This is a genomic window from Pseudomonas sp. BF-RE-22 (assembly GCF_019956155.1).
GTDB lineage: Bacteria > Pseudomonadota > Gammaproteobacteria > Pseudomonadales > Pseudomonadaceae > Aquipseudomonas > Aquipseudomonas migulae.
This window is the reverse complement of the sequence record NZ_JAHBDD010000022.1, coordinates 120,682-145,380: the sequence shown is the minus strand read 5'-3', so window position 1 is coordinate 145,380 and position 24,699 is coordinate 120,682. Positions and strand designations below refer to the sequence as shown.

Here is a 24,699-nt window from a genome sequence, read left to right as displayed (position 1 = left end):
GAAAAGTATTTTCTTGACGTAGGAAAGATCTCCTCTATGCTCTGAACAACTGTACATACATACAGTTGTTTGAGACATACCGACGACATATCAAGGAGATAGAAATGTCAGGTCTACACACAAAAACTCAGGAAAAACCAAAACAGGTCATTGCCGGGCTGGATGATCTGTTCACCGAAAACGGCATCGCCATTACGGGCAATGACCATCTGGTCCTGCGCCTCGACGAGCACCGGACCGACACCCATCAGCCATCCGCCCCTGCATCCGGCAACGCCTTGAAAGGCAAGCCACAGCTGAGGTTCGAAGGTGGTGAACACACCGCCATCGGCGACAACACGCTGCTGCGTTTCGTCAAGGATGCACCGGCGATAACGGCCTCGCAGGTCGAGTTGCATTTGCCTAACGGCCTGGCCCTGACGTATGGGCAGGTTGTTGCACTGGGCGGTGATTTCTATGGAATCCCGGACAAACCGGTCAGCGAAGGCGCAACCGCCGCCGACCGGATCCAGCGCTTTAACGAGGCCTTCAATTCCCTGGCGGTGCTGCCGGCGTCAAATGCCGAAGCGAAGCTGATCCTCGGCGTCATGCAGAAGGAAATCGCCGCGGTTAAACAGGCGATAAAGGACGGCAAACAGCCCCACGAGGCGTATGACGCATTGGGTGATACGTTGTCGGAAGAGTGGAACAAGATCACCGGCGGCGGCAGTTTCGTCTCGGCCCTGTATCCATTGGGCCGCTACCTGAAACTGGCCGCCAACAACGCAGACCACTTCGCCGAGTGGGCACTGCTGGCCTACATCGCCGGGCATACGGCGGCATTGCAACAAGCGGTGGTCGCCCACAACAGTGGCGATGACGCGTCGCTGGAACTGGCTTACGCGATGAACGCTTTTGCTGATCACTACCTGACTGACCTGTTTTCCGCCGGCCACCTGCGGGTGCCGCGCAAACAGTTGGCAGCGGTGGTCACGCCGAGTGACCTGGGCTCGTTGATTACCCGCTTCATGCACGACGAAGACAGCAAGTTCGGCCTCAATGTGCGCAATGGTGACGGCGTTCAATGGCACGCTTATGGCGACAAGCGCTACTTCGATGCAATCGACAGCGCCAATCGCGCCCAGGTCAATCTAGCGGTCCAGGTGTCGGCGGATGAAATTTTCGCGACGTACCTCAGCGGCATCGCCCCGTCGCCCGGCAGTTTCGCGGCATTGAAAAAACTGCCTGATCTGCAAGCTGTACTGAACCCGACGGGCAATTTCTCGCCGCTGTTCAAGGTCGAGGGCAACAAGGTGCTGCGGCGCAAGGACGTCAATAACCTGAATGACACCGCCACCGTCGATGATTGGTGGGGCTGGAGCACTTACCTGCTGCTCAAGGACTACAACCCGACTGGCAACGTGGCCTGACAAGGAGATCGATGATGACTATCAAACTGAAACTGGAATTGGCTTCGGGGCAATCGCTGGAGAGGGCGCCGTTGGAATTGTTGGCAAAGGGTGTGCCGATTGCTCGGGGCGTTGTGGATAAACATGGAAGTGTGACGTTCGATGTTAAATCTGCTGCGACTGAGCTGGCTGTGCGGGTGGATCGTTCGATTCTGAAGACTGGCTGAAGCTAATGGCCCCATCGCGACCAGGCTCGCTCCCGCAAGGGGTCTTCGGTAAACACGATATTCGTGGCGCCAATGACCCACTGTGGGAGCGAGCCTGCTCGCGATGGCATTTCCCAAGGAGCAGCTGACTGAACGAATAAACCCTGACCGCTCGTCGAAACTGTAATTTCTGACAGTAGCCGAGATGAAACCCCTCTGATGAACTGGTGTTGCGGATAAGTATTCGCGATTACCTGTTATTAAATGGAGATGGACATGGACGATACTGCAAAGAAAACATCTACCCCTTTTAAACCATCTGGATCTCCGGAGCTAGCGGCGCCAACCACCCCTCAATTTTCTGGAAACACCCTCAAACTGGCAGATATTGGTGAGTATTTAGAAGTAGGCATTCAATATAATGGCCAAGTCCCGGGACAATTCGCGATGGTCTACATAAACGTCATCAATGACAACGGTTCAACCGATTCATGGTACGGCGGAATCAATATTAGAGATGACAATGTCAACATTAAAAAATTTGCAGTCGCCGATGTATTCAACATAATTTCCAACAAAGGTAATGCGGAACTTCTTTACACAGTAAAGTTCGGGGAAATTGAAAAAGAGTCGTACTACTTGGAACTTAGCGTAGAACGTTAAGGGGAACAAAACAAATTATCTCATCAACACGGGGATGTCAGCGCTGCGCCTGCGCCTCTTCATGCGCATGACGCAGCCGCTCGCGGCTGTTCGTCAGATGCAAGCGCATCGCCGCCCGCGCCGCATCGGAATCCTGGCGTGCGATCGCATCGTAAATCTCTTCGTGCTCACGGCTCAGGCGACTCATGTAGTGCTGCTGGTCGTCATGGGCCAGGCGTGCAGAGTTGAGGCGCGTACGCGGAATGATGCTGGTGCCCAGGTGGGTCATGATGTCGGTGAAGTAGCGGTTGCCGGTCGACAGCGCGATTTGCAGGTGGAACTGGAAGTCCGAGGCCACGGCATCGCTGGCGTGGGCCGCGCTTTCGTTCAAGGCGTCCAGGGCGGCGCGCATCAACGCCAACTGTTCAGGGCTGCGGCGTTGCGCAGCAAGCCCCGCGGATTCCACTTCGAGGCTGATACGCAGCTCCAGAATCGCCAGCACATCACGCAGCGTCACCACCGTCGCCGGGTCGATACGGAAGCCGCTCGGGCTCGGTGTATCGAGCACGAAGGTGCCGATGCCGTGGCGGGTTTCCACCTGCCCGGCCGCCTGCAAACGGGAAATCGCCTCGCGCACCACGGTGCGGCTGACGCCATGGGCATCCATGATCGCCGACTCGGTGGGCAATTTGTCGCCGCGCTTGAGGTGACCATCGCGGATCTGCTCGGACAGCACCGTCACCAATTCCTGTGCGAGGCTGCGGCGCTTGCGAGGGAGGCGTGGTGCGTCGATCGGGTTTTCCATGGTGAACGTCTGTCTCGAAAAATTCGGCTGAAACCGCATCATAGCTCAACGCGGTTGTACGATCACCATCCCCCCTTTGTAGGAGCGAGCGGTGCGGCGATCCGACTTGCCCGCGAAGAACGATGACGCGGTCTTGATTACAAACCGCGTAACGGCCTTCGCGGGCAAGTCGGATCGCCGCACCGCTCGCTCCTACAGGGATTGTGGTGATTATGCGGTTACGGTCTGGTCCACCAGGTGGCCGTTGTCGATGCGCACATGCCGTGGATGGAAGCGTTTCAGGCTGCTGCGATGCCCGACGCTGACGATGCTGAGCCCCGGAATCTCATCGATCAACGCCTGATACAGCGAAGCTTCATCCTCTTCATCCATCGCCGAAGTCGCTTCGTCCATGTACAGCCATTGCGGCGCATAAAGCAGCGCACGGGCAAAGGCCAGACGTTGCTGTTCGCCCGGCGAAAGCATGCGTTGCCAGTGATTCGCTTCATCCAGGCGCGAAACCAGGTGCGGCAAACGACAGGTTTCCAGCACATGAACGTAGCGTTCCTGCGGATAGGTTTCGCCAGGCTGTGGATAACTCAACACCTCGCGCAGCGTGCCAATCGGCAGATAAGGCTTTTGCGGCAGGAACAAATAGCGCGCCGCCGGCAGACGAATGCTGCCATGGCCTGTTGGCCACAAATGCCCCATCGCCCGCAACAACGTGGACTTGCCGCTGCCGGAACGGCCGCTGAGCATCACGCGCTCGCCCTCCTCCACGGTCATGTCGGCATTGGTCAGCAAATGCCGACCGTCCGCCAGATCGAGGCCCAGGTTGTGAATCTTCAACCCATTACCCTGATTCTGTACGTCGATGGCCGGCGCGCGCTCTTCGTTGTCGGTCATGGCCTGACGGAAACTCAGCAGACGATCACAAGTGGCACGCCATGAGGCGAGGTTCTGGTAAGCACTGATAAACCAGCTGAAACTCTCCTGCACATTGCCGAACGCCGAACTGATTTGCATCAGATCACCGAGTTCGATCTTGCCAGCGAAATAACGTGGTGCGGCGACCATGAACGGAAAGATGATGGCGGCCTGTTGGTAACCCGCAGTAAAGAACGTCAGACGCTTGGACACCTTCATGATGTCCCAGAAGTTGTGCCAGACCAGCCCGAAGCGGTGGCTCAAGCGACGATTTTCATTGGGTTCGCCGTTGTACAGCGCAATGGTCTCGGCATTTTCGCGAACCCGTACCATGGAGAAACGCAGGTCGGCTTCAAAGCGTTGTTGTTGGTTGTTCAGGCCGATCAGGCGACGACCAATCAGATGCGTCAGCCAGCTACCGATCACGGCATACACCAGCACACACCAGAACATGTAGCCGGGGATGGTGAAACCGAACACTTCGATACTGCCCGACACGCCCCACAGAATGATCGAGAACGACACCAGGCTGACAATGTTGCGCAGCAAACCGATGCCCAGCTCCAGGGTATTGGAGGTGAAGTTGTTGAGGTCTTCGGAAATCCGCTGGTCCGGGTTATCGGTGTAACCGCCCTGCTCCAGCTGGTAGTAATTCTTGTTGCCGAGCCAGCGGGCGAAATGCTTTTCCGTGAGCCAGGCACGCCAGCGAATGGTCAGCATCTGCGTCAGATAGAGCCGGTAAACGGCACCGATGATCGCCACCGCCGCAATCCCGCAGAAATACAGAATCAGCTGCCAGAACGCGGCTTCGTCCTTCTTCTGCAGAGCGTTGTAGAAGTCCTTGTACCAGGTGTTGAACCACACCGAGAGCCCCACGCTGATCAACGACAACGCGATCACCGCGATCAGTAGTGTCCAGGCCTTGACCTTCTCTTCGCTTTGCCAATAAGGCGTGATCATCGCCCAGACTTTGCGAAAAAACTGCCCGCGCACGGCATCGTTGACCGCGGAATATTCAGCGTTCTGATTCATGGAAAAGGCTCGATAAAGAAAAGAACACGCACGAACCGATCATAGATGATCGGCTCGGTTTGTCGCGAGGCGCGGCCGGCATTTGTTCAGCGCAGGTTCAGCGACGAACGGGACGCTTTTGCAGTTTGCGCTGCAGCGTACGGCGGTGCATGCCCAAGGCGCGGGCAGTGGCGGAGATGTTGCCTTCGTGTTCGGTCAACACGCGCTGGATGTGTTCCCACTGCAAACGGTCCACCGACATCGGGTTTTCCGGCACCAGGGAGTCGAGGTCAGCGTGCTCGGAGAGCAGCGCAGCAAGGACATCATCGGCATCCGCCGGTTTGCACAGGTAGTTGCAGGCACCGCGCTTGATCGCTTCGACAGCGGTGGCAATGCTCGAGTAACCGGTGAGGATCACCACGCGCATTTCCGGGTCGAGTTCGAGCAGTTTTGGCAGCAACACCAGGCCTGAATCGCCGTCCATTTTCAAGTCCAGCGCGGCGTAATCCGGGATATCGGCCTGGGCGATGGTCAGGCCTTCTTCAGCGGAGCCGGCGGTGCTGACGCGAAAACCACGGCGAGCCATGGCGCGCGCCATCACGCGGGTGAACGTGGCGTCGTCATCTACCAGCAGCAAATGCGGCAGTTCTTCGCCTTCGACTTGGATCTCTTCACTCATGTTCGTCTCCTCGGGCGACACGGGGCAGGCGCAGCTCGGTGAGCGTACCGCCTTCCTCATGACTGTAGAGTTTCACTGAGCCGCCGGCGCGTGTCACGCTGGCCTTGCTCAAAAACAGGCCCAGGCCGAAACCTTTGCCCTTGGTGGTAAAAAACGGTTTGCCGATCTGTTCGGCAATGGCCAGCGGCACACCGGCGCCGTGGTCGCGAATGCTGATGGTCAAGTCCTCGGCATTCCAGTCCAGCGTCACTTGCAGCCCTTCAGGGCATGCGTCAGCGGCGTTGTTCAACAAATTCAGCAGCGCCTGGGTCAGGTCCGGCGGCGGCGCCATGCGTGGCACGGTGCCTTGGCCCAGGCGCTGGAAGCGGTAACTGGCTTCCGGGCGCATCAAGTGCCATCGGTTCAGCGCTTCATCGAGCCAATCGGTGACGTCCTGCATCTCCACTGCCAAGCGGCGATTGGCCTCGGCGGCGCGCACCAGTTGCTGCAAGGTTTCTTTGCAGAGTTTGACCTGATCCTGCAGCACGCTGAGGTCGTCCTGCAACATCGGATCGTGATGGTCCCGGCGCATTTCCTTAAGCAGCACGCTCATGGTCGCCAGCGGCGTGCCCAGCTCATGGGCGGCACCGGCGGCCTCAGTCGCGACGGCCAGCAATTGCTGATCACGCAGGCCTTCTTCGCGACGGATGGCCCGTAGCTCCTCCTGCCGGCGCAGCTCTTCGGCCATGCGCGCGGCGAAGAAGGTAATCACCGCAGCAGCCAGGGCGAAGCTCAGCCACATCCCGTAGACCTGCAGGTTTTCCCGGGCAATCGGGAAGGTTTGCAGCGGATAGAAACCCGCCAGCAACAAGGTGTACATCGCCAGGGCGATGCCCGACAGAATCACCGAATAACGCCATGGCAACGTCACGGCGGCGATGGTCAGCGGCACCAGGTAATAAGAGACGAAGGGGTTGGTCGAGCCGCCGGAGAAATACAGCAAGGCGCTGTGGATAAACAGGTCGCAGGCCAGTTGTACGGCGTATTCAAGCTCAGTAACCGGCCAGGAGGTGCGCAGCCGAATCGCCGTGAACGCGCACAGCAACATGGAGCAACCGAGGGTCGCGGCCAGTTGAAACCAAGGCAGCGGCAGCAAGTCGAGCCAGTAGGCCAGGCCCACGGAACCGGCCTGAGCGGCCAACACCAATGTGCGGATGAACGTCAGCCGCCAGAGATTCTGACGAGTTGCGGAAGTGATTTGAACGGGGGCGAGCATGAGCTCTCCTGATGAGCGCTCCAGGCAGATCGCACGGAGTATAACCAAGCACGGGGGCTGACAGGCAAAAGTGCGGCAAACGGCCACATGGCAGGAATGTCAGCTGCGTCTATAAGGCCGCCTTCGCGGGCAAGTCGGATCGCCGCCCGCTCGCTCCTACAAGTCCAAAGGTTGCCGCGCACTACCCAGAGCTGTAGGAGCGAGCGGGCGGCGATCCGACTTGTCCGCGAAGGCCGCGACGCGGTCAACCATCTGTATAGAAGTTGTAACTGTGCGAACCGGATCATTAAAGCTAGAGTCTGATGGTTTCACGCAGGCTCGGACCTAACCCCTGCGCATCGTCCAAGGAGTTTTCATGCACACTTTCCGCCGCAGCGCCGCCCTTCTCGCCCTCAGCGTTGGCACCGTCGCCAGCCTCCCGGCCATGGCCGCCGACGAGCTGCATTACAACCAGATTTCCCTGCGCGCCGAAGTCAGTCAGGAAGTTGCCCGCGACCTGATGATCGTGACCCTCTACACCGAAGAACAAAACACCGACCCGGCCAAACTCGCGGCCGATGTCAGCACCACCATGAACAAGGCGCTGGCCCAGGCCAAGCAAGTCAAAGACATCACCCTGCGCCAGGGCAGCCGCAACAGCTACCCGATCTACGACACCAAGGGCCAGAAAATCACTGGCTGGCGCGAGCGCGCCGAACTGCGCCTGGAAAGCTCCGACTTCGCCGCCCTGTCGAAACTGACCGGCGAACTGCTCACCGACCTGAAAATGGGCGGCATGGACTTCGCCATCGCCACGCCAACCCGCAAGGCCAGCGAAGACGCCCTGCTCAAAGACGCCGTGACCGCCTTCAAAGCCCGAGCACAACTGGCCACCGACGCGCTGGGCGGCAAGGGTTACAAAATCGTCAACCTGAACCTGAACAGCAACGGTTATCCACAACCGTACATGCGTGGGCCGATGATGATGAAAGCGGCCAGCATGGATGCCGCGCCGGTTACGCCGGAAGTTGAAGCCGGCACCAGCCAGGTCAGCATGACGGCGGATGGGTCGATTGAAGTATTGATGCCTTGATTCGATAGCCCTTACAAAAAACGGCGATCACCAAAGTGATCGCCGTTTTTTATGCCCCCGGAAAATCGACGCCACCCGATCCTGTAGGAGCCGGCTTGCTGGCGAAAAATTCCGGATTTTGCGACGCTGTTTCGGACGCCATCGTCGGAACGCCGCCCGCAGCAAGCCGGCTCCTACAAAGGTTCAGGTACATCCGCGAAATCAGGTCGGCTGACAGGCCGCCATCGCCAGCAAGCCGGCTCCTACAAAGGCGTGGTACATCCGCGAAATCGGTCGCCGTAAGGGCGAAACCGTAAGTGGCCGTTACCGCAGGAATGGATATGTACACCTGAAGGAATATGGTCGGCCATAAGGCCGCCATCGCCAGCAAGCCGGCTCCTACATGTCGATGCGCACACATCCGGCAACCAGCCTGAATATACCGAGATAGAGGGGTCCCCCTCACAAACGGATATTTCCGCTCACCCCGTCGACGACGCTACCCTGAGGAAAACACAGCGACCCAAACCCCCGGGGACTCCATGGAAAGAACCACCGTCAAACCACTCCTGCTCGCCCTAGCCCTCGCAACAACCGCCCCATTCGCACAAGCCGCCACCACCCTGGTCTACTGCTCCGAAGCCAGCCCTGCCGGCTTCGACCCCAGCCAATACACCAGCGGCACCGACTTCGACGCCTCGGCCGAAACCGTCTTCAACCGCCTCACCCAATTCAAACGCGGCGGCACCGAAGTCGAACCCGGGCTGGCGACAAACTGGGACGTGTCAAAAGACGGCCTCACCTACACCTTCCACCTGCGCGACGGCGTGAAATTCCACACCACCGACTATTTCACCCCGACCCGCGACTTCAACGCCGACGACGTGCTGTTCACCTTCCAGCGCCTGCTCGACCCGCAGAATGCGTTCCGCAAAGCCTATCCCGCCGAGTCCCCGTACTTCACCGACATGGACCTGAACAAAACGATCAAGAGCGTCGACAAAATCGACGAACACACCGTGCGCTTCAGCCTGAACAACATCGACGCCGCCTTCATCCAGAACCTGGCGATGAGTTTCGCTTCGGTGCAATCCGCCGAGTACGGCGCGCAATTGTTAAAGGAAGGCAAAGCGGCCGACATCAACCAGAAACCCGTCGGCACCGGCCCGTTCGTGTTCAAGCGTTATCAAAAGGACTCGCAGATCCGCTACGTCGCCAACAAGGCGTACTGGAAACCCGAGGATGTGAAAATCGACAACCTGGTGTTCTCGATCACCCCGGACGCCGCCGTGCGCTTGCAGAAACTCAAGACCGGCGAGTGCCAGGTCAGCGGTTACCCGCGCCCGGCCGACATCGAGGTGATGGAGAAAGACCCGAACCTGCGCGTGCTCAAGCAGGCCGGGTTCAACCTCGGCTTCCTGGCCTACAACGTGACACACCCGCCGCTGGACCAGCTCAAGGTGCGTCAGGCCCTGGACATGGCGATCGACAAACCGGCGATCATCAAGGCTGTCTACCAGAGTGCCGGGCAACTGGCGCAAAACGCCTTGCCTCCCGCGCAATGGTCTTACGACCCGAGTATCAAGGACGCTTCCTACGACCCGACAAAAGCCCGGGCGCTACTGAAAGAAGCAGGGGTTGCACCCGGTACCACCATTAACTTGTGGGCCATGACTGTGCAGCGTGCCTCCAACCCCAATGCGCGGATGTCGGCACAGATGATCCAGCAGGATTGGGAGAAGGTCGGCATCAAGGCCAACATCGTCAGCTATGAATGGGGCGAGTACATCAAGCGCGCCAAGAACGGCGAACACGACGCGATGATCTACGGCTGGACCGGCGACAACGGCGACCCGGACAACTGGCTCGGCGTGCTCTACAGCTGCGCGGCCGTGAAGGGCAGCAACTACGCCAAGTGGTGCGACCCGGCCTACGACAAACTCGTCCAGCAAGCCAAGGTGTCCACGGACAAACAGCAGCGGGTGAAACTGTATCAACAGGCCCAACAAATCCTTAAGCAACAGGTCCCTATCACGCCGATCGCCAACTCGACGGTGTTCCAGCCGCTGCGCAAGGAAGTCACCGACTTCAAGATCAGCCCGTTCGGCCTCACACCCTTCTATGGTGTGGGTATAAATAAGTAACACCGCGCGCCAACCGGGTGCGCCCAGCGCCCCGGTTGCCCTTCGTCAGTGCGTGGTTTGCACCGAAAAAAATACACGCAAACGGTCAAATGCGCGTCAATTTATACATATGCGACATTAAGGTACGTTCGTGCCACTGTTTAAGGCTTGTGGCCATTCAACATCTTGCATTGGGTATGGCCCCTGCATAAGTATCCGCAGGCACGACTCACGAGGTCGTCCTCAAATTCAAAAATGACAACAAATCATGAGGCCACCATGCTTAAACACGCGGTCATTCCGTTTTTAGTCGGCGCCAGCTTGTTAGCTGCCGCACCTTTCGCCCAAGCGGCGACTAACCTGGTGTTCTGCTCCGAAGGGAGCCCGGCCGGTTTTGATCCTGGTCAGTACACCACCGGAACCGACTTCGACGCCTCTGCCGAAACCATGTTCAACCGTCTGACTCAGTTCGAGCGCGGCGGCACCGCCGTTATTCCTGGTCTGGCGACCAAGTGGGACATCTCCGATGATGGCCTGACTTACACCTTCCACCTGCGTGAAGGCGTCAAGTTCCACACTACCCCGTACTTCAAGCCGACTCGCGAGTTCAACGCCGACGACGTGCTGTTCACCTTTAATCGCATGATTAACAAGGATGATCCGTTCCGTAAGGCGTACCCGACCGAATTCCCGTACTTCACCGACATGGGGATGGACACCAACATCACCAAGATCGATAAAGTCGACGACCACACCGTCAAGTTCACCCTCAAAGAAGTAGATGCCGCGTTCATCCAGAACATGGCCATGAGCTTCGCCTCGGTGCAGTCCGCCGAGTACGCAGCCCAGCTGCTCAAGGAAGGCAAAGCCGCCGACATCAACCAGAAGCCGGTCGGCACTGGTCCGTTCGTGTTCAAGAGCTACCAGAAAGACTCCAACATCCGCTACACCGGGAACAAGGACTACTGGAAGCCTGACGACGTCAAGATCGACAACCTGATCTTCGCCATCACCACCGACCCGTCGGTGCGTATCCAGAAGCTGAAGAAGAACGAGTGCCAGATCACTCTGTTCCCGCGTCCGGCCGACCTGAAGGCGCTGAAAGAAGACAAAACCCTGAAGGTGCCTGACCAGGCTGGTTTCAACCTGGGTTACATCGCCTACAACGTGATGGACAAGATCAAGGGTGACGACAAGCCGAACCCGATGGCCCAACTGAAAGTGCGTCAGGCACTGGACATGGCCGTCAACAAACAACAGATCATCGACTCGGTTTACCAGGGTGCAGGTCAAAAGGCCGTCAACGCCATGCCGCCGACCCAGTGGTCTTACGACACCACCATCGTGGATGCTCCGTACAACCCTGAGAAAGCCAAGGAGCTGCTCAAGGAAGCCGGTGTGAAGGAAGGCACCGAAATCGTTCTATGGGCAATGCCGGTGCAGCGTCCGTACAACCCGAACGCCAAGCTGATGGCAGAAATGCTGCAGTCCGACTGGGCGAAGATCGGTATCAAGGCCAAAATCCAGAGCTACGAATGGGGCGAGTACATCAAGCGCTCCAAAGGCGGCGAAAACGGCGCGATGCTGATTGGCTGGAGCGGCGACAACGGTGACCCGGACAACTGGCTGAACGTGCTGTTCGGCTGCGACTCGCTGCAAGGCAACAACTTCTCCAAGTGGTGCGACAAGAAGTTCGACGGCATCGTCAAAGAAGCCAAGCGCACAACCGACCAGGGCAAGCGCACCGAACTGTACAAGCAGGCGCAACACGTCCTCAAAGACGCTGTTCCAATGACACCTATCGCTCACTCGACGGTGTTCCAACCCATGCGCAACGAAGTGCAGGATTTCAAGATCAGCCCATTCGGCTTGAACTCCTTCTACGGCGTTAGCGTCAGCAAATAAGATTTGGCAACGGCGACGTTTTTGACGTCGCCGTTGCTTTTTCTACCGAGAAAGCAGGAAACAACCTACATCCTATTCCGCTGAGCATTACAGCTGCGGCGTCGGACGCGTTGCCCTTTCCTACGAGTCTTTAGGACTCTACGCATTTACTGCCAGACTCGCGGCTCTTACCGTCGGGTTCTGACCAGTGCACGCGTGGGCTCTCGGTTTTTGCTGTACCTCATGGCTTGAGATCAGTGACGCCTCCACGTCCCCGGACGGGACAGCGGCGCATTGAAAACACTTAGCGAAAGAGAAAAGGGAGCGTCATGCGCCATACCTTGGTTTTATCCGCATTGCTGGGCACCGGCCTGCTGGCCGCCACTTCCATCAGCCAGGCCGCCAACAACAGCCTGGTGTTCTGCTCCGAAGGCAGCCCGGCTGGCTTCGACACCGCGCAGTACACGACCGCGACCGATAACGACGCCGCCGAGCCGTTGTACAACCGATTGGCAGAATTCGAAAAAGGCGCCACCAACGTCGTACCAGGCCTGGCAAAGAGCTGGGATATTTCCGAAGACGGCCTCAAGTACACCTTTCACCTGCGCGAAGGGGTGAAATTTCATACGACCAAGTACTTCACGCCGAGCCGTGATTTCAACGCCGATGACGTGCTGTTCACGTTTAATCGCATGCTCGATCCGCAGCAACCTTTCCGTAAGGCTTATCCAACCGAGTTCCCGTATTTCAACGGGATGAGCCTGAACAAGAACATCGCCAAGGTCGAAAAGACCGGGCCGCTGACCGTGGTCATGACGCTCAACAGCGTGGACGCCGCGTTCATCCAGAACATCGCCATGAGCTTTGCTGCCATCCTGTCCGCCGAATACGCCGACAAGCTGCTGGCCGAAGGCAAGCCGAGCGACATCAACCAGAAGCCGATCGGCACCGGGCCGTTCGTGTTCAAGAGCTACCAGAAAGACTCCAACATCCGTTACAGCGGCAACAAGCAGTACTGGGACCCGAGCCGGGTCAAGCTCGACAACCTGATTTTCGCCATCAACACCGACGCCTCGGTGCGGGTGCAGAAACTCAAGGCCAACGAGTGCCAGATCACCCTGCACCCTCGTCCTGCCGATGTCGAAGCGCTGAAGAACGACGCGAATCTCAAGCTCATCGAAAAGCCTGGCTTCAACCTCGGTTACATCGCCTACAACGTGCGCCACAAGCCATTCGACCAGCTCGAAGTGCGCCAGGCGCTGGACATGGCGGTGAACAAACAAAGCATTCTCAACGCCGTTTACCAAGGCGCCGGTCAACTGGCGCAAAACGCCATGCCGCCGACCCAATGGTCCTACGACGAGACCATTAAAGACGCCGCCTACAACCCGGAAAAAGCCAAGGAACTGCTCAAGGCTGCCGGCGTGAAAGAAGGCACCGAAATTACCCTGTGGGCGATGCCGGTTCAGCGTCCCTACAACCCCAACGCCAAGTTGATGGCCGAGATGCTCCAGGCTGACTGGGCGAAGATCGGCCTCAAAGTGAAGATCGTCAGCTACGAATGGGGCGAGTACATCAAGCGCACCAAGAATGGCGAGCACGACGTCAGCCTGATTGGCTGGACCGGTGACAATGGGGACCCGGACAACTGGCTCGGCACGCTTTACAGCTGCGACGCCATTGGCGGCAACAACTACTCCCAATGGTGTGATCCGGCTTACGACAAGCTGATCAAGCAGGCCAAGGTCGTCACCGACCGTGACCAGCGCACCGTGCTTTACAAACAGGCTCAGCAGTTGCTCAAGCAGCAAGTGCCGATCACACCTGTCGCTCACTCGACGGTCAACCAGCCGTTAAGCGCCAAAGTCGAAGGATTCAAGGTGAGTCCTTTCGGCCGCAACGTGTTCTCGGGCGTCAGTATCGACAAATAACCGATTAGCCAAAAAACGCTGGGGGCGGATTCCGCCCTCACGCAAGCGTATTGCCGTTATTTGCCGATCAGGCCGACAGCAAACGTTTGCGAAGCCTTGTATGAGTTCCAAAACCAATAGCCGGATCACAAAAAAAGACCGGTATAAAAAAAGAAAGAAAGGAGCTTCACCCATGAAACTGAGCAGCACCGCGTTATTGGCCCTGGCCATCAGCAGCGTTACCGCCACGGCCTACGCTGAGTCCCAGAGTCAGGCTTTCACACCGGTCACCGTCAAGGAAAAGAGCGCCCAAAGCGAAGCCACCGGCTTTGTTGAAGGGCAATCGGTCACCGGTTCCACGCGTAACTGGTATGCGAATGAGTCGTTCAAGCGGGGCGCGACGCTCAACTATCGTAAAAATGGTGAGACTCACACGACTGACCGCCGCATCAACTGGGTGCAAGGCACGATCATCAAGTACAACTCGGGCTTCACCGAAGGCACTGTAGGCTTCAGCACCGAAATCGCCGCCTACAACGCCATTGCCCTGGACCGTGACCGTAAAGACCTCGCCTCCGGCAACGGCGGTGCGCCTGAGCCAGGTCGCTCCGGCCGTGGTAACAACCGTACGCTGACTGAAAATGGCGGTGACGCTGTTGATCAGTGGAGCAAACTGGGCCTGGCCAACGTCAAGGCACGCGTCTCCAACACCACACTGACGGCTGGTCGCCAGAATTTCAGCAGCCCGCAAGTGGATGTCATCGGTAACCGTCCCCTGCCTTCGAGCTTCGAAGGTGTGACCCTGCACAGCGAAGAGCTGGAAAACCTCTCCTTCGACCTCGGCACCTTCGACCGTAACTCGCCGCGTACCGAACAGAGCCAGCGCAAGTTCCGCTCCGAATACGGCGACGGCACAGCCGAAGCGGATCACGTCAACACCGCCGGTATCACCTACCAGCCGTTCGCCAGCCTGACCACCAGCCTGTGGGGCACCCAGGCTGAAGACCTGTGGAACCAGTACTACTTCGGCGCCAGCCATGTGTTGGGCGACAGCTCGATCCTGAGCCTGACCACCGGCCTGAACTACTACAAAACCGTCGACGAAGGTAAAGCCAAGCTCGGCCAGATCGACAACGACACCTACTCCCTGTCGTTCGGCCTGACCCACCAGGCTCACAGCCTGACCTTCTCGTACCAGGAAGTGAACGGTAACGAGTACTTCGACTACCTGCACGAAACCAACGGCATCTACCTGGCCAACTCCCTGTTGTCGGACTTCAACGGCCCGAACGAGAAATCCTTCCAGGTCGCCTATGGCCTGAACATGGCTGAATACGGCGTTCCAGGCCTGAAGTTCAACATCTACCAGGCGCGCGGCTGGGGCATCGACGGTACTCACTACAACAGCACCGGCTACGGCGACGTGAAAGGAATGGACGGCGAGCACCATTACGAATACGGCATCGGTGCTTCGTACGCCGTGCAGAGTGGCCCGCTCAAGGCGACCGCGATCCGCGCGACCTACACCGCTCACCGCGCCAGCGAAAACCAGGCGGATGGCAGCCTCAACGAGTTCCGTCTCGTGACCACCATCCCGTTCAACGTTCTGTAATGCACCCGCCGAACGGCTGATTCAGTGACGAATCTACCGTTCGGCTTTTGTCCTTAACTGATTGCAGAGGGCTCTTGATGAAAATGCTTCCCCTACGTGCGGCCATCGCTGCCGCGTTGCTGAGTGTTGCCGTTGGCGTCTCGGCCAAACCCTTGGTGGTTTGCACCGAAGCCAGTCCGGAAGGCTTCGACATGGTTCAATACACGACTGCAGTCACAGCCGATGCGGTGGCCGAAACCATCTTCAACCGCCTGGCGGACTTCAAGCCCGGTACCACCGAAGTGATTCCGGCACTGGCCGAGTCCTGGGACATCAGCGAAGACGGCCTGACCTACACGTTCCACCTGCGCAAAGGCGTCAAGTTTCACACCACCGAATACTTCAAGCCGACCCGCGACATGAACGCCGACGACGTGGTCTGGAGCTTCCAGCGGCAGCTGGACCCGAATCACCCGTGGCACAAACTGTCGAGCGTGGGCTTCCCGTACTTTGAAAGCATGGGCTTCAAGGAACTGCTGAAAAGCGTCGAGAAAGTTGACGACAACACGGTCAAATTCACCCTGACCCGCCGCGAAGCGCCGTTCCTGGCCGACATCGCCATGGCGTTCTCCTCGATTTACCCTGCCGAGTACGCCGACCAGTTGCTCAAGACGAACAAGACCGGCGACCTCAACAACAAACCGGTCGGCACCGGTCCGTTCGTTTTCCAGCGTTACGCCAAGGACGCTCAGGTTCGCTTCAAGGCCAACCCGGACTACTTCCGTGGCAAGCCGCCGGCTGACTCGTTGATCCTGGCCATCGCCACCGACAACAACGTGCGCCTGCAAAAGCTCAAGGCCAACGAGTGCCAGGTCGCGCTGTATCCGAAGCCGGATGACATCCCGAGCATCAAGAAAGACGCCAAACTGAGCGTCGATGAACTGAACGCGATGACCGTTTCGTACATCGCCATGAACACCACGCACAAGTACATGAGCGACGTGCGGGTGCGCAAAGCCATCGACATCGCCTTCGATAAAGAGGCTTATGTCAACGCGCTGTTTGGTAAAGGCAATGCGACAGTGGCGGTCAACCCGTTCCCGGACACGCTGCTGGGCTACAACCACAGCCTGAAAAACCCGGCCCGCGATCTGGACAGGGCCCGCGCCCTGCTCAAGGAAGCCGGCGTACCGGAAGGCACCACCTTCACCCTGTTCACCCGCAACGGTGGCGGCCCGACCAACCCGAACCCGATGCTTGGCGCGCAGATGATGCAGGCTGACCTGGCCAAGGTCGGGATCAAGATCGACATCCGCGTGATGGAATGGGGCGAAATGCTCAAACGCGCGAAAAACGGCGAGCACGACATGGTTTCCGCCGGATGGGCGGGTGATAACGGCGACCCGGATAACTTCCTGACGCCTATGCTCAGTTGCGAAGCCGCGAAGAACGGCGAAAACTACGCACGTTGGTGCAATGACAAGTTCCAGGCGCTGATCGACCAGGCTCGCGAAAAAACCGATCCGGCCGAGCGGGCAGCGCTGTACGAACAGGCCCAGGTTATTTTTAACCAGGACCAGCCATGGATCAGCATGGCGCACACTAGAATGTTCACCGCTATGCGCAACAACGTAGAGGGCTATCACATTAGCCCCCTCACCACTAATAACTTCGCCACCACCCAGGTGAAGTAGATAAGAAAACTCCCGGTGTCCCTGACTCCAGGGACACCAGGCACGCCTAACCGGCTGATGAGGTACACCAGAAGATGTTTAGTTTTATTGCCCGCCGATTGGGGTTATTGATCCCCACGTTCTTCGGCATCACCTTGCTGACTTTCGCGTTGATTCGCATGATTCCAGGCGACCCCGTGGAAGTAATGATGGGCGAACGACGAGTCGACCCCGAAATGCATGCTCAGGCAATGGAACGCCTAGGTCTGAACAAACCGCTGTATGCCCAATACCTGGACTACATCGGCAAACTGGCTCACGGCGATCTCGGCGAATCCCTGCGTACCCGTGAAAGCGTGTGGAGCGAATTCAGCTCTCTATTCCCCGCGACCCTGGAACTGTCCATGGCCGCCCTGTTGTTCGCCGGCATCCTGGGCCTTCTGGCCGGGGTGATCGCGGCACTCAAGCGAGGATCCCTGTTCGACCATGGGGTGATGGGCATCTCCCTGGCGGGATATTCGATGCCGATCTTCTGGTGGGGCCTGATCCTGATCATGTTCTTCTCGGTGTCCCTGGGCTGGACCCCGGTGTCCGGGCGGATCGACTTGCTCTATGACATCGAGCCGCGCACCGGCTTCATGCTCATCGACACGCTGCTGGCCGATGACGTCGGTGCGTTCCTCGATGCCCTGCATCACCTGATCCTGCCGGCCATCGTGCTCGGCACCATCCCGCTGGCGGTGATTGCGCGGATGACCCGTTCTTCGATGCTCGAAGTGCTGCGCGAAGACTACATCCGGACCGCCAAGGCCAAAGGCCTGTCGCCGTCGCGCGTAGTGTTCGTACACGGCCTGCGCAACGCACTGATTCCGGTACTGACCGTGGTCGGCCTGCAAGTCGGCACATTGCTGGCCGGTGCGGTCCTGACCGAAACCATCTTCTCGTGGCCCGGCATCGGCAAATGGCTGATCGAAGCCATTGGCGCACGGGATTATCCCGTGGTGCAAAACGGCATCCTGTTAATCGCCTGCCTGGTGATTCTGGTGAACTTCATCGTGGACATCCTCTACGGCTTCGCCAACCCACGCATCCGTCACCAGCGCTGAGATCATGACCATGACCACTCCAGCTTCAACTGCAAATCAAGCGGTAACAGTCGATCAAAGCCTGCTGTACCCGTCCCCGTACAAAGAATTCTGGCAAGCGTTCTCCAAGAACAAAGGCGCCGTCGCCGGCCTGATGTTCATGTTGCTGGTGATCTTCTGCGCGATCTTCGCGCCGTGGGTCGCGCCGCATAACCCGAGCGAGCAATACCGTGACTTCCTGCTGACCCCGCCGTCCTGGCTGGAAGGCGGGCAAATCCAGTTCCTGCTCGGCACCGATGAACTGGGCCGCGACCTGCTGTCGCGCCTGATCAACGGTTCGCGCCTGTCCCTGCTGATCGGCTTGTCGTCGGTGGTGATGTCGCTGATCCCGGGCATCCTGCTCGGTCTGTTCGCCGGCTTCTTCCCCCGCATCCTTGGCCCGACCATCATGCGTCTGATGGACATCATGCTGGCCCTGCCCTCGCTGCTGCTGGCCGTGGCGATTGTCGCCATCCTCGGCCCTGGCCTGATCAACACCATCATTGCCATCGCCGTCGTTTCGTTGCCGTCCTATGTTCGTCTGACCCGCGCTGCGGTGATGGGCGAGCTGAACCGCGACTACGTGACCGCCGCGCGCCTGGCCGGTGCCGGTCTGCCACGCCTGATGTTCGTCACCGTGCTGCCCAACTGCATGGCGCCGCTGATCGTTCAGGCCACCCTGAGTTTCTCCTCGGCGATTCTCGATGCCGCAGCCCTTGGCTTCCTGGGCCTTGGCGTACAACCGCCAACCCCTGAGTGGGGCACCATGCTGGCTTCGGCTCGCGACTACATCGAACGCGCCTGGTGGGTAGTAAGCCTGCCTGGTTTGACCATTTTGCTCAGCGTGCTGGCAATCAACTTGATGGGCGACGGCCTGCGCGATGCGCTGGACCCGAAACTCAAGAACGCCGCCTGAGGAGATTCAAATGTCACTGTTAGAAATCAAGAATCTCAACGTTCGCTTCGGCGACAAGAACGCCGTTCCGGTGGTCGACGGGCTCGACATTTCCGTGGACAAAGGCGAAGTGCTGGCCATCGTTGGCGAGTCGGGTTCGGGTAAATCCGTGACCATGATGGCGCTGATGGGCCTGATCGAACATCCGGGGATCGTCACCGCCGACGCCCTGAATTTCGACGGCAAGAACATGCTCAAGCTCAGCAACCGTCAGCGTCGGCAAATCGTCGGCAAAGACCTGGCCATGGTCTTCCAGGACCCGATGACCGCGCTGAACCCGAGCTACACCGTCGGTTTCCAGATCGAAGAAGTGCTGCGCCTGCACCTGAAAATGTCCGGCAAGCAAGCGCGCAAACGCGCCATCGAACTGTTGGAAAAAGTGGAAATCCCGGGCGCCGCCAGCCGTATGGAGGCCTACCCGCATCAACTGTCGGGCGGCATGAGCCAGCGTGTTGCGATCGCCATGGCGATTGCCGGCGAGCCGAAACTGCTGATCGCCGACGAACCGACCACAGCTTTGGACGTGACGATTCAGGCGCAGATCATGGACCTGCTCCTGGCGTTGCAGAAAGAGCAGAACATGGGCCTGGTGCTGATCACTCACGACCTCGCGGTCGTGGCCGAAACCGCCCAGCGTGTGTGCGTGATGTACGCCGGCCAGGCCGTAGAAGTCGGTCATGTGCCACAACTGTTCGACATTCCGGCGCACCCGTACAGCGAAGCGCTGCTCAAGGCGATTCCGGAACACAGCCTCGGCGCCTCACGCCTGTCGACATTGCCGGGCATCGTTCCCGGTCGTTACGACCGTCCGCAAGGCTGCCTGCTGTCGCCGCGCTGCCCGTATGTGCAGGACAGCTGCCGTGCGCAGCGTCCGACCCTTGACCCGAAAAGCAACAGCCTCGCCCGCTGCTTCTACCCGCTGAACCAGGAGGTGGCGTAATGGCCGTCGTACTTACCGCCCGCGACCTCACCCGTCACTACGAAGTGTCCCGCGGCCTGTTCAAGGGCCATGCGACCGTACGCGCCCTGAACGGTGTGTCGTTTGAACTGGAAGCCGGCAAGACCCTCGCTGTCGTGGGCGAATCCGGTTGCGGCAAATCCACCCTGGCCCGCGCCCTGACGCTGATCGAAGAGCCGTCTTCCGGCTCCTTGAAAATCGCCGGGCAGGAAGTCGCCGGAGCTGACAAGGCTCAACGCAAACAACTGCGCAAAGACGTGCAGATGGTGTTCCAGAGCCCTTACGCCTCGTTGAACCCTCGGCAGAAAGTCGGTGATCAACTCGCCGAACCGCTGCTGATAAACACCAGCCTTAGCGCAGCCGAGCGTCGCGAGAAAGTGCAGGCGATGATGAAGCAGGTGGGTTTGCGCCCTGAGCATTACCAGCGCTATCCGCACATGTTCTCCGGCGGTCAGCGCCAGCGGATCGCCCTCGCCCGCGCCATGATGCTGCAGCCTAAAGTGCTGGTCGCGGACGAACCGACCTCGGCGCTGGACGTGTCGATCCAGGCGCAGGTGCTGAACCTGTTCATGGACCTGCAGCAAGAGTTCAACACCGCCTACGTGTTCATCTCGCACAACCTGGCCGTGGTGCAACACGTTGCCGATGACGTGATGGTGATGTACCTCGGTCGCCCGGTGGAAATGGGCCCGAAGAACGACATCTACGAACGTCCTCTGCACCCGTACACCCAGGCGTTGCTGTCGGCCACGCCGACCATTCACCCGGACCCGAACAAGCCGAAGATCAAAATCGTCGGCGAGTTGCCCAACCCGCTGAACCCGCCATCGGGCTGCGCTTTCCACAAGCGCTGCCCGTACGCGACGGAGCGCTGCAAAACCGAAGAGCCAGCCCTGCGCCCTCTCGATAACCGCCAGGTGGCTTGCCACTACGCGGAGCAATTCCTCGACGGCGCGGCGTAACAGCGGGCTGAAAAAACCTGTAGGAGCGAGCCTGCTCGCGATGGAGTGTCAGCCAACACGGCTGTTACTGATACTCCATCGCGAGCAGGCTCGCTCCTACAAGGGATAGGTGTTCTGTTCAAAAACCTCTTCTGCTTCGATTGCGCGTCAATCGGGTCGAAGGGGTTTTATTTTGCCTGCTACTCAGGCCCCTTCTTCCTCATCACTGTCCGGCTCGTCGGTGGTCGTATCATCATCGTCCGCGCTGCCGCCCTGCCCCTGATCACCGGGCTCTGATTCGGACTTGGCGATCATCATGCCGGTGTGCGTTACCTGCCCGCTCGACGCCTGGCTTTCGTGATCCTCACACTCGGCCCAGACCGCCGAACTGCCGAGGGCCAGCATCAGCAAAACCTTCAACAGCAGCACAACGCGTAGCAACCTGTTCATAGTCGATTCCATCCTTTTGCAGGTGAAACATCTGTACCTGTCTGGCGCTCTTTGAAATCTAGTTCCGATCAGCCGGGTTCTCCAGATAGGACGCTAACGAAGAGACGGAATGCGCTGGCTTTAGAGATTGGTTGTGAATATGACCTATAACCAAACCCGCTAACACGATGCTTTTCTGTAGGAGCCAGCTTGCTGGCGATGGTCATTAACGATAACGCGCGCTGTCAGGATTAACGCGGCGTTCTCTGGTCCATCGCCAGCAAGCTGGCTCCTGCAGGGGGGATTTATGCCGGGCATTAAAAAACCCCGGTGCTTTCGCGACCGGGGCTTCTGGTTTTGCAGCTCAGCGCTTAGTGGTGCTCACGCGTCGCACGGAATTTCACGTCCGGCCAGCGCTCTTCCATCAGCGCCAGGTTGACGCGGGTCGGCGCCAGATAGGTCAAGTGACCACCGCCGTCGACCGCGAGGTTTTCCACGGCCTTGACCCGGAACTCCTCGAACTTCTTCTTATCGTCGCAATCGATCCAGCGCGCGGAGTACACGGTGATCGGCTCGTAGGAGCACTCAACCTTGTATTCCTCTTTCAAGCGGCTGGCGACCACGTCGAACTGCAGCACACCGACGGCGCCGAGGATGATGTCGTTGCTGCGCTCGGGGAAGAACACCTGGGTCGCGCCCTCTTCCGCCAGTTGCTGCAAGCCTTGGCGCAGTTGCTTGGATTTCAGCGGATCACGCAGACGCACGCGACGGAACAGTTCCGGGGCGAAGTGCGGGATACCGGTGAAGCCCAGGACTTCGCCTTCGGTGAAAGTGTCGCCGATCTGGATGGTGCCGTGGTTGTGCAGGCCGATGATGTCGCCGGCAAACGCTTCTTCCAGTTGCTCACGCTCGGAGGAGAAGAACGTCAGGGCATCGCCGATCCGCACGTCCTTGCCGGTGCGCACGTGGCGCATCTTCATGCCTTTTTCGTACTTGCCGGAGCAAATGCGCATGAAGGCGATACGGTCGCGGTGTTTCGGGTCCATGTTCGCCTGGATCTTGAACACGAAGCCGCTGAATTTCTCTTCGACCGGCTCCACGGTGCGCTCGTTGGCGACACGGGCCAGCGGTTTCGGTGCCCAGTTGACCACGGCGTCGAGCACGTGATCGACACCGAAGTTGCCCAGTGCGGTACCGAAGAACACCGGGGTCAGTTGGCCGTCGAGGAATTCCTGCTGGTTGAATTCGTGGCAGGCGCCCTGAACCAGTTCCAGTTGATCAACGAAGCGATCGTACTCGTCGCCCAAGTGCGCGCGGGCTTCATCGGAGTCGAGCTTTTCGATGATTTTCACATCGGTGCGCTCGTGGCCGTGGCCGGCGGTGTACACGATGATGTAGTCGTCGGCGAGGTGATAAACGCCTTTGAAATCGCGGTAGCAACCGATCGGCCAGGTGATCGGCGCGGCCTTGATCTTCAGGACCGCTTCGATTTCGTCGAGCAGTTCGATCGGGTCGCGGATGTCACGGTCGAGTTTGTTGATGAAGCTGACGATCGGCGTGTCACGCAGACGGCAGACGTCCATCAGCGCGATGGTCCGTGGCTCTACACCCTTACCGCCGTCGAGGACCATCAATGCCGAGTCCACCGCCGTCAGGGTGCGGTAGGTATCTTCGGAGAAGTCTTCGTGGCCCGGGGTGTCGAGCAGGTTGATCATGTGATCGCGATACGGGAACTGCATGACCGACGTGGTAATCGAGATACCCCGCTGCTTTTCCATTTCCATCCAGTCGGAGGTGGCATGGCGGTCGGACTTGCGAGACTTCACCGTGCCGGCAACCGCAATCGCCTTGCCCATCAGCAAGAGCTTCTCGGTGATGGTGGTTTTACCGGCATCGGGGTGGGAAATAATGGCGAAAGTGCGGCGTTTCGCGACTTCGGCGGCCTGTTTGGTCATGGGAAATCGCCTGGCGGTGATTCAAAAAAGGGCGGCGAGTATAGCGCAAACCGACCGCCACGGACCACCGCCCGCCCGGTGAGGAGCAGCAAAAATGCAACCTGTAGGAGCCGGCTTGCTGGCGATGGCCGCACCTCGGCCTGTCAGATACACCGAGGTGATTCCATCGCCAGCAAGCCGGCTCCTACAGGTGGGTGTTATGGCATCGGGCAGGTACCCGTCGGCATCAAGGGTGGCTATCTGCTGCTAATTATGGAACCTTTTAAAAGGTGGAGGCGTCCACTCCCCTGTTACGGCACTCGTCCCAGGGGCTGAAAAATCAGCAAGTTAGCCTGACGAGGCTGCGCTTATGGCTCGATTCATGTCCCTTCGCGGGCATAGAACGCGCTGCTTCTCGCGAACGCTTACTTCGGCAGCCAGGACTGGCATTGCCACACGAAGCTGCGTTCGCCGACAAAGAAAAAAGGAGTCCGCCTGTGGCTATTCGCTATGGCAAAGGGCTGACAGGAGGTGCGGTTGTCGTCGCCCTTCTGGCCCTGCTGGTCCACTGGATTGGCATCAACACGATCGAACAGTACCGCGACGATTTGTTGTTTTACCTGCAAGCTCATCTGATTCTCGTCCTCGCCTCCATGCTGGCCGCCCTTGTTGTGGGCATACCCGCCGGTATCTTCCTCAGCCGTCCGACCATGGTGGGACGCGCCGAACGCTTCATGCAGATCTTCAACATCGGCAACACCGTGCCGCCACTCGCCGTACTGGCCATCGCCCTGGGGATTCTGGGCATCGGCAGCGGCCCCGCGATCTTCGCCCTGTTCCTCGCCTCGCTGTTGCCGATCGTGCGCAACACCTATGAAGGCCTGAAAAATGTTCAGGGTTCCCTCAAGGAAGCGGCCGTCGGCATCGGCATGACGCCGACTCAAGTGCTGTGGCGGGTCGAACTGCCGAACGCCGTGCCGATCATCATCGGCGGCGTGCGTGTGGCGCTGGCGATCAACGTCGGTACTGCACCGCTGGCGTTCCTGATTGGCGCCAATAGTCTGGGCAGCCTGATTTTCCCCGGCATCGCCCTGAACAATCAGCCGCAACTGCTGCTCGGCGCGGCCTGCACCGCCCTGCTGGCCTTGCTGCTCGACGGCCTGGTGACACTCGCCAGCCGCCTCTGGCTCGAACGCGGTCTGCGCCCGTCTTAAGCCTCGGCAAAGGAAATCTC

At 58.9% G+C, this 24,699-nt stretch carries 20 protein-coding genes; 14 read left to right on the top strand and 6 right to left on the bottom strand.

Going from position 1 to position 24,699, the window contains the following annotated elements; genetic code table 11:
- Positions 1-104: 104 nt before the first annotated feature.
- From KGA82_RS13260 to KGA82_RS13250, 3 genes are all read left to right on the top strand, one after another.
- Complete coding sequence (locus KGA82_RS13260; RefSeq protein ID WP_223450673.1) at positions 105-1,409, top strand: phospholipase; 1,305 nt, start codon at positions 105-107, stop codon at positions 1,407-1,409.
- 14 nt (positions 1,410-1,423) lie between these two features.
- A complete protein-coding gene (locus tag KGA82_RS13255; protein WP_223450671.1) occupies positions 1,424-1,615 on the top strand; it encodes a hypothetical protein in 192 nt (63 codons plus the stop codon).
- A gap of 255 nt (positions 1,616-1,870) precedes the next feature.
- Entirely contained in the window at positions 1,871-2,257 is a 387-nt protein-coding gene (locus KGA82_RS13250) for a hypothetical protein (protein ID WP_223450669.1), read from the top strand.
- A gap of 37 nt (positions 2,258-2,294) precedes the next feature.
- Here the strand turns inward: KGA82_RS13250 and KGA82_RS13245 are convergent, their stop codons facing one another.
- The 4 genes from KGA82_RS13245 to KGA82_RS13230 form a co-directional block, all read right to left on the bottom strand.
- Positions 2,295-3,041, bottom strand: a complete 747-nt coding sequence (locus KGA82_RS13245; RefSeq protein ID WP_223450667.1) for a FadR/GntR family transcriptional regulator — start codon at positions 3,039-3,041, stop codon at positions 2,295-2,297.
- 210 nt (positions 3,042-3,251) lie between these two features.
- Positions 3,252-4,979 (bottom strand): ABC transporter ATP-binding protein/permease, encoded by a 1,728-nt coding sequence (locus KGA82_RS13240; protein ID WP_008037437.1) that lies wholly within the window; start codon positions 4,977-4,979, stop codon positions 3,252-3,254.
- Positions 4,980-5,076: 97 nt separating this feature from the next.
- Positions 5,077-5,637 carry a response regulator transcription factor gene (locus KGA82_RS13235; protein ID WP_008026845.1) on the bottom strand — a complete coding sequence of 187 codons (561 nt, stop codon included), beginning with the start codon at positions 5,635-5,637 and terminating at the stop codon, positions 5,077-5,079.
- A complete protein-coding gene (locus KGA82_RS13230) occupies positions 5,630-6,892 on the bottom strand; it encodes an ATP-binding protein (protein ID WP_008037438.1) in 1,263 nt (420 codons plus the stop codon). Before KGA82_RS13230 ends, KGA82_RS13235 begins: the two co-directional genes overlap by 8 nt.
- 355 nt (positions 6,893-7,247) lie before the next feature.
- Here KGA82_RS13230 and KGA82_RS13225 point away from each other — a divergent pair, with 355 nt between their 5' ends.
- From KGA82_RS13225 to KGA82_RS13180, 10 genes are all read left to right on the top strand, one after another.
- Entirely contained in the window at positions 7,248-7,964 is a 717-nt protein-coding gene (locus KGA82_RS13225; protein WP_008037440.1) for an SIMPL domain-containing protein, read from the top strand.
- 521 nt (positions 7,965-8,485) lie between these two features.
- Complete coding sequence (locus KGA82_RS13220; protein ID WP_223450664.1) at positions 8,486-10,087, top strand: ABC transporter substrate-binding protein; 1,602 nt, start codon at positions 8,486-8,488, stop codon at positions 10,085-10,087.
- 258 nt (positions 10,088-10,345) lie between these two features.
- Positions 10,346-11,971, top strand: coding sequence for an ABC transporter substrate-binding protein (locus KGA82_RS13215; RefSeq protein WP_223450662.1), 1,626 nt, complete (start codon positions 10,346-10,348; stop codon positions 11,969-11,971).
- 308 nt (positions 11,972-12,279) lie between these two features.
- Positions 12,280-13,881 carry an ABC transporter substrate-binding protein gene (locus KGA82_RS13210; protein WP_008024394.1) on the top strand — a complete coding sequence of 534 codons (1,602 nt, stop codon included), beginning with the start codon at positions 12,280-12,282 and terminating at the stop codon, positions 13,879-13,881.
- Between the two features lie 172 nt (positions 13,882-14,053).
- Positions 14,054-15,472 carry an OprD family porin gene (locus KGA82_RS13205; RefSeq protein ID WP_008036267.1) on the top strand — a complete coding sequence of 473 codons (1,419 nt, stop codon included), beginning with the start codon at positions 14,054-14,056 and terminating at the stop codon, positions 15,470-15,472.
- A 77-nt stretch (positions 15,473-15,549) separates the two neighbouring features.
- Positions 15,550-17,145: an ABC transporter substrate-binding protein gene (locus KGA82_RS13200; RefSeq protein ID WP_008036266.1), complete on the top strand. Its 1,596-nt coding sequence runs from the start codon at positions 15,550-15,552 to the stop codon at positions 17,143-17,145.
- Positions 17,146-17,219: 74 nt separating this feature from the next.
- Positions 17,220-18,230, top strand: coding sequence for an ABC transporter permease subunit (locus KGA82_RS13195; protein ID WP_008024401.1), 1,011 nt, complete (start codon positions 17,220-17,222; stop codon positions 18,228-18,230).
- Positions 18,231-18,240: 10 nt separating this feature from the next.
- Positions 18,241-19,164 carry an ABC transporter permease subunit gene (locus KGA82_RS13190; protein ID WP_223450660.1) on the top strand — a complete coding sequence of 308 codons (924 nt, stop codon included), beginning with the start codon at positions 18,241-18,243 and terminating at the stop codon, positions 19,162-19,164.
- 10 nt (positions 19,165-19,174) lie between these two features.
- Positions 19,175-20,143 carry an ABC transporter ATP-binding protein gene (locus KGA82_RS13185; RefSeq protein ID WP_223450658.1) on the top strand — a complete coding sequence of 323 codons (969 nt, stop codon included), beginning with the start codon at positions 19,175-19,177 and terminating at the stop codon, positions 20,141-20,143.
- Entirely contained in the window at positions 20,143-21,123 is a 981-nt protein-coding gene (locus tag KGA82_RS13180; RefSeq protein ID WP_223450657.1) for a peptide ABC transporter ATP-binding protein, read from the top strand. The genes KGA82_RS13185 and KGA82_RS13180 overlap by 1 nt, the downstream gene beginning before the upstream one ends.
- Before the next feature lie 183 nt (positions 21,124-21,306).
- Here KGA82_RS13180 and KGA82_RS13175 read toward each other — a convergent pair whose 3' ends face one another.
- A complete protein-coding gene (locus KGA82_RS13175) occupies positions 21,307-21,552 on the bottom strand; it encodes a hypothetical protein (protein ID WP_223450655.1) in 246 nt (81 codons plus the stop codon).
- Between the two features lie 350 nt (positions 21,553-21,902).
- Entirely contained in the window at positions 21,903-23,486 is a 1,584-nt protein-coding gene (locus KGA82_RS13170; protein WP_008024413.1) for a peptide chain release factor 3, read from the bottom strand.
- A gap of 476 nt (positions 23,487-23,962) precedes the next feature.
- Between KGA82_RS13170 and KGA82_RS13165 the strand changes: the two genes are divergently transcribed.
- Positions 23,963-24,679 (top strand): ABC transporter permease, encoded by a 717-nt coding sequence (locus KGA82_RS13165; RefSeq protein WP_008036263.1) that lies wholly within the window; start codon positions 23,963-23,965, stop codon positions 24,677-24,679.
- Positions 24,680-24,699: the final 20 nt, after the last annotated feature.

Excerpts from the sequence above, each read along its gene's own strand:
- KGA82_RS13260 (WP_223450673.1), top strand. The coding sequence starts at position 105 with ATGTCAGGTCTACACACAAAAACTCAGGAAAAACCAAAACAGGTCATT.
- KGA82_RS13255 (WP_223450671.1), top strand. The coding sequence starts at position 1,424 with ATGACTATCAAACTGAAACTGGAATTGGCTTCGGGGCAATCGCTGGAG.
- KGA82_RS13250 (WP_223450669.1), top strand. The coding sequence starts at position 1,871 with ATGGACGATACTGCAAAGAAAACATCTACCCCTTTTAAACCATCTGGA.
- KGA82_RS13245 (WP_223450667.1), bottom strand. The coding sequence starts at position 3,041 with ATGGAAAACCCGATCGACGCACCACGCCTCCCTCGCAAGCGCCGCAGC.
- KGA82_RS13240 (WP_008037437.1), bottom strand. The coding sequence starts at position 4,979 with ATGAATCAGAACGCTGAATATTCCGCGGTCAACGATGCCGTGCGCGGG.
- KGA82_RS13235 (WP_008026845.1), bottom strand. The coding sequence starts at position 5,637 with ATGAGTGAAGAGATCCAAGTCGAAGGCGAAGAACTGCCGCATTTGCTG.
- KGA82_RS13230 (WP_008037438.1), bottom strand. The coding sequence starts at position 6,892 with ATGCTCGCCCCCGTTCAAATCACTTCCGCAACTCGTCAGAATCTCTGG.
- KGA82_RS13225 (WP_008037440.1), top strand. The coding sequence starts at position 7,248 with ATGCACACTTTCCGCCGCAGCGCCGCCCTTCTCGCCCTCAGCGTTGGC.
- KGA82_RS13220 (WP_223450664.1), top strand. The coding sequence starts at position 8,486 with ATGGAAAGAACCACCGTCAAACCACTCCTGCTCGCCCTAGCCCTCGCA.
- KGA82_RS13215 (WP_223450662.1), top strand. The coding sequence starts at position 10,346 with ATGCTTAAACACGCGGTCATTCCGTTTTTAGTCGGCGCCAGCTTGTTA.
- KGA82_RS13210 (WP_008024394.1), top strand. The coding sequence starts at position 12,280 with ATGCGCCATACCTTGGTTTTATCCGCATTGCTGGGCACCGGCCTGCTG.
- KGA82_RS13205 (WP_008036267.1), top strand. The coding sequence starts at position 14,054 with ATGAAACTGAGCAGCACCGCGTTATTGGCCCTGGCCATCAGCAGCGTT.
- KGA82_RS13200 (WP_008036266.1), top strand. The coding sequence starts at position 15,550 with ATGAAAATGCTTCCCCTACGTGCGGCCATCGCTGCCGCGTTGCTGAGT.
- KGA82_RS13195 (WP_008024401.1), top strand. The coding sequence starts at position 17,220 with ATGTTTAGTTTTATTGCCCGCCGATTGGGGTTATTGATCCCCACGTTC.
- KGA82_RS13190 (WP_223450660.1), top strand. The coding sequence starts at position 18,241 with ATGACCACTCCAGCTTCAACTGCAAATCAAGCGGTAACAGTCGATCAA.
- KGA82_RS13185 (WP_223450658.1), top strand. The coding sequence starts at position 19,175 with ATGTCACTGTTAGAAATCAAGAATCTCAACGTTCGCTTCGGCGACAAG.
- KGA82_RS13180 (WP_223450657.1), top strand. The coding sequence starts at position 20,143 with ATGGCCGTCGTACTTACCGCCCGCGACCTCACCCGTCACTACGAAGTG.
- KGA82_RS13175 (WP_223450655.1), bottom strand. The coding sequence starts at position 21,552 with ATGAACAGGTTGCTACGCGTTGTGCTGCTGTTGAAGGTTTTGCTGATG.
- KGA82_RS13170 (WP_008024413.1), bottom strand. The coding sequence starts at position 23,486 with ATGACCAAACAGGCCGCCGAAGTCGCGAAACGCCGCACTTTCGCCATT.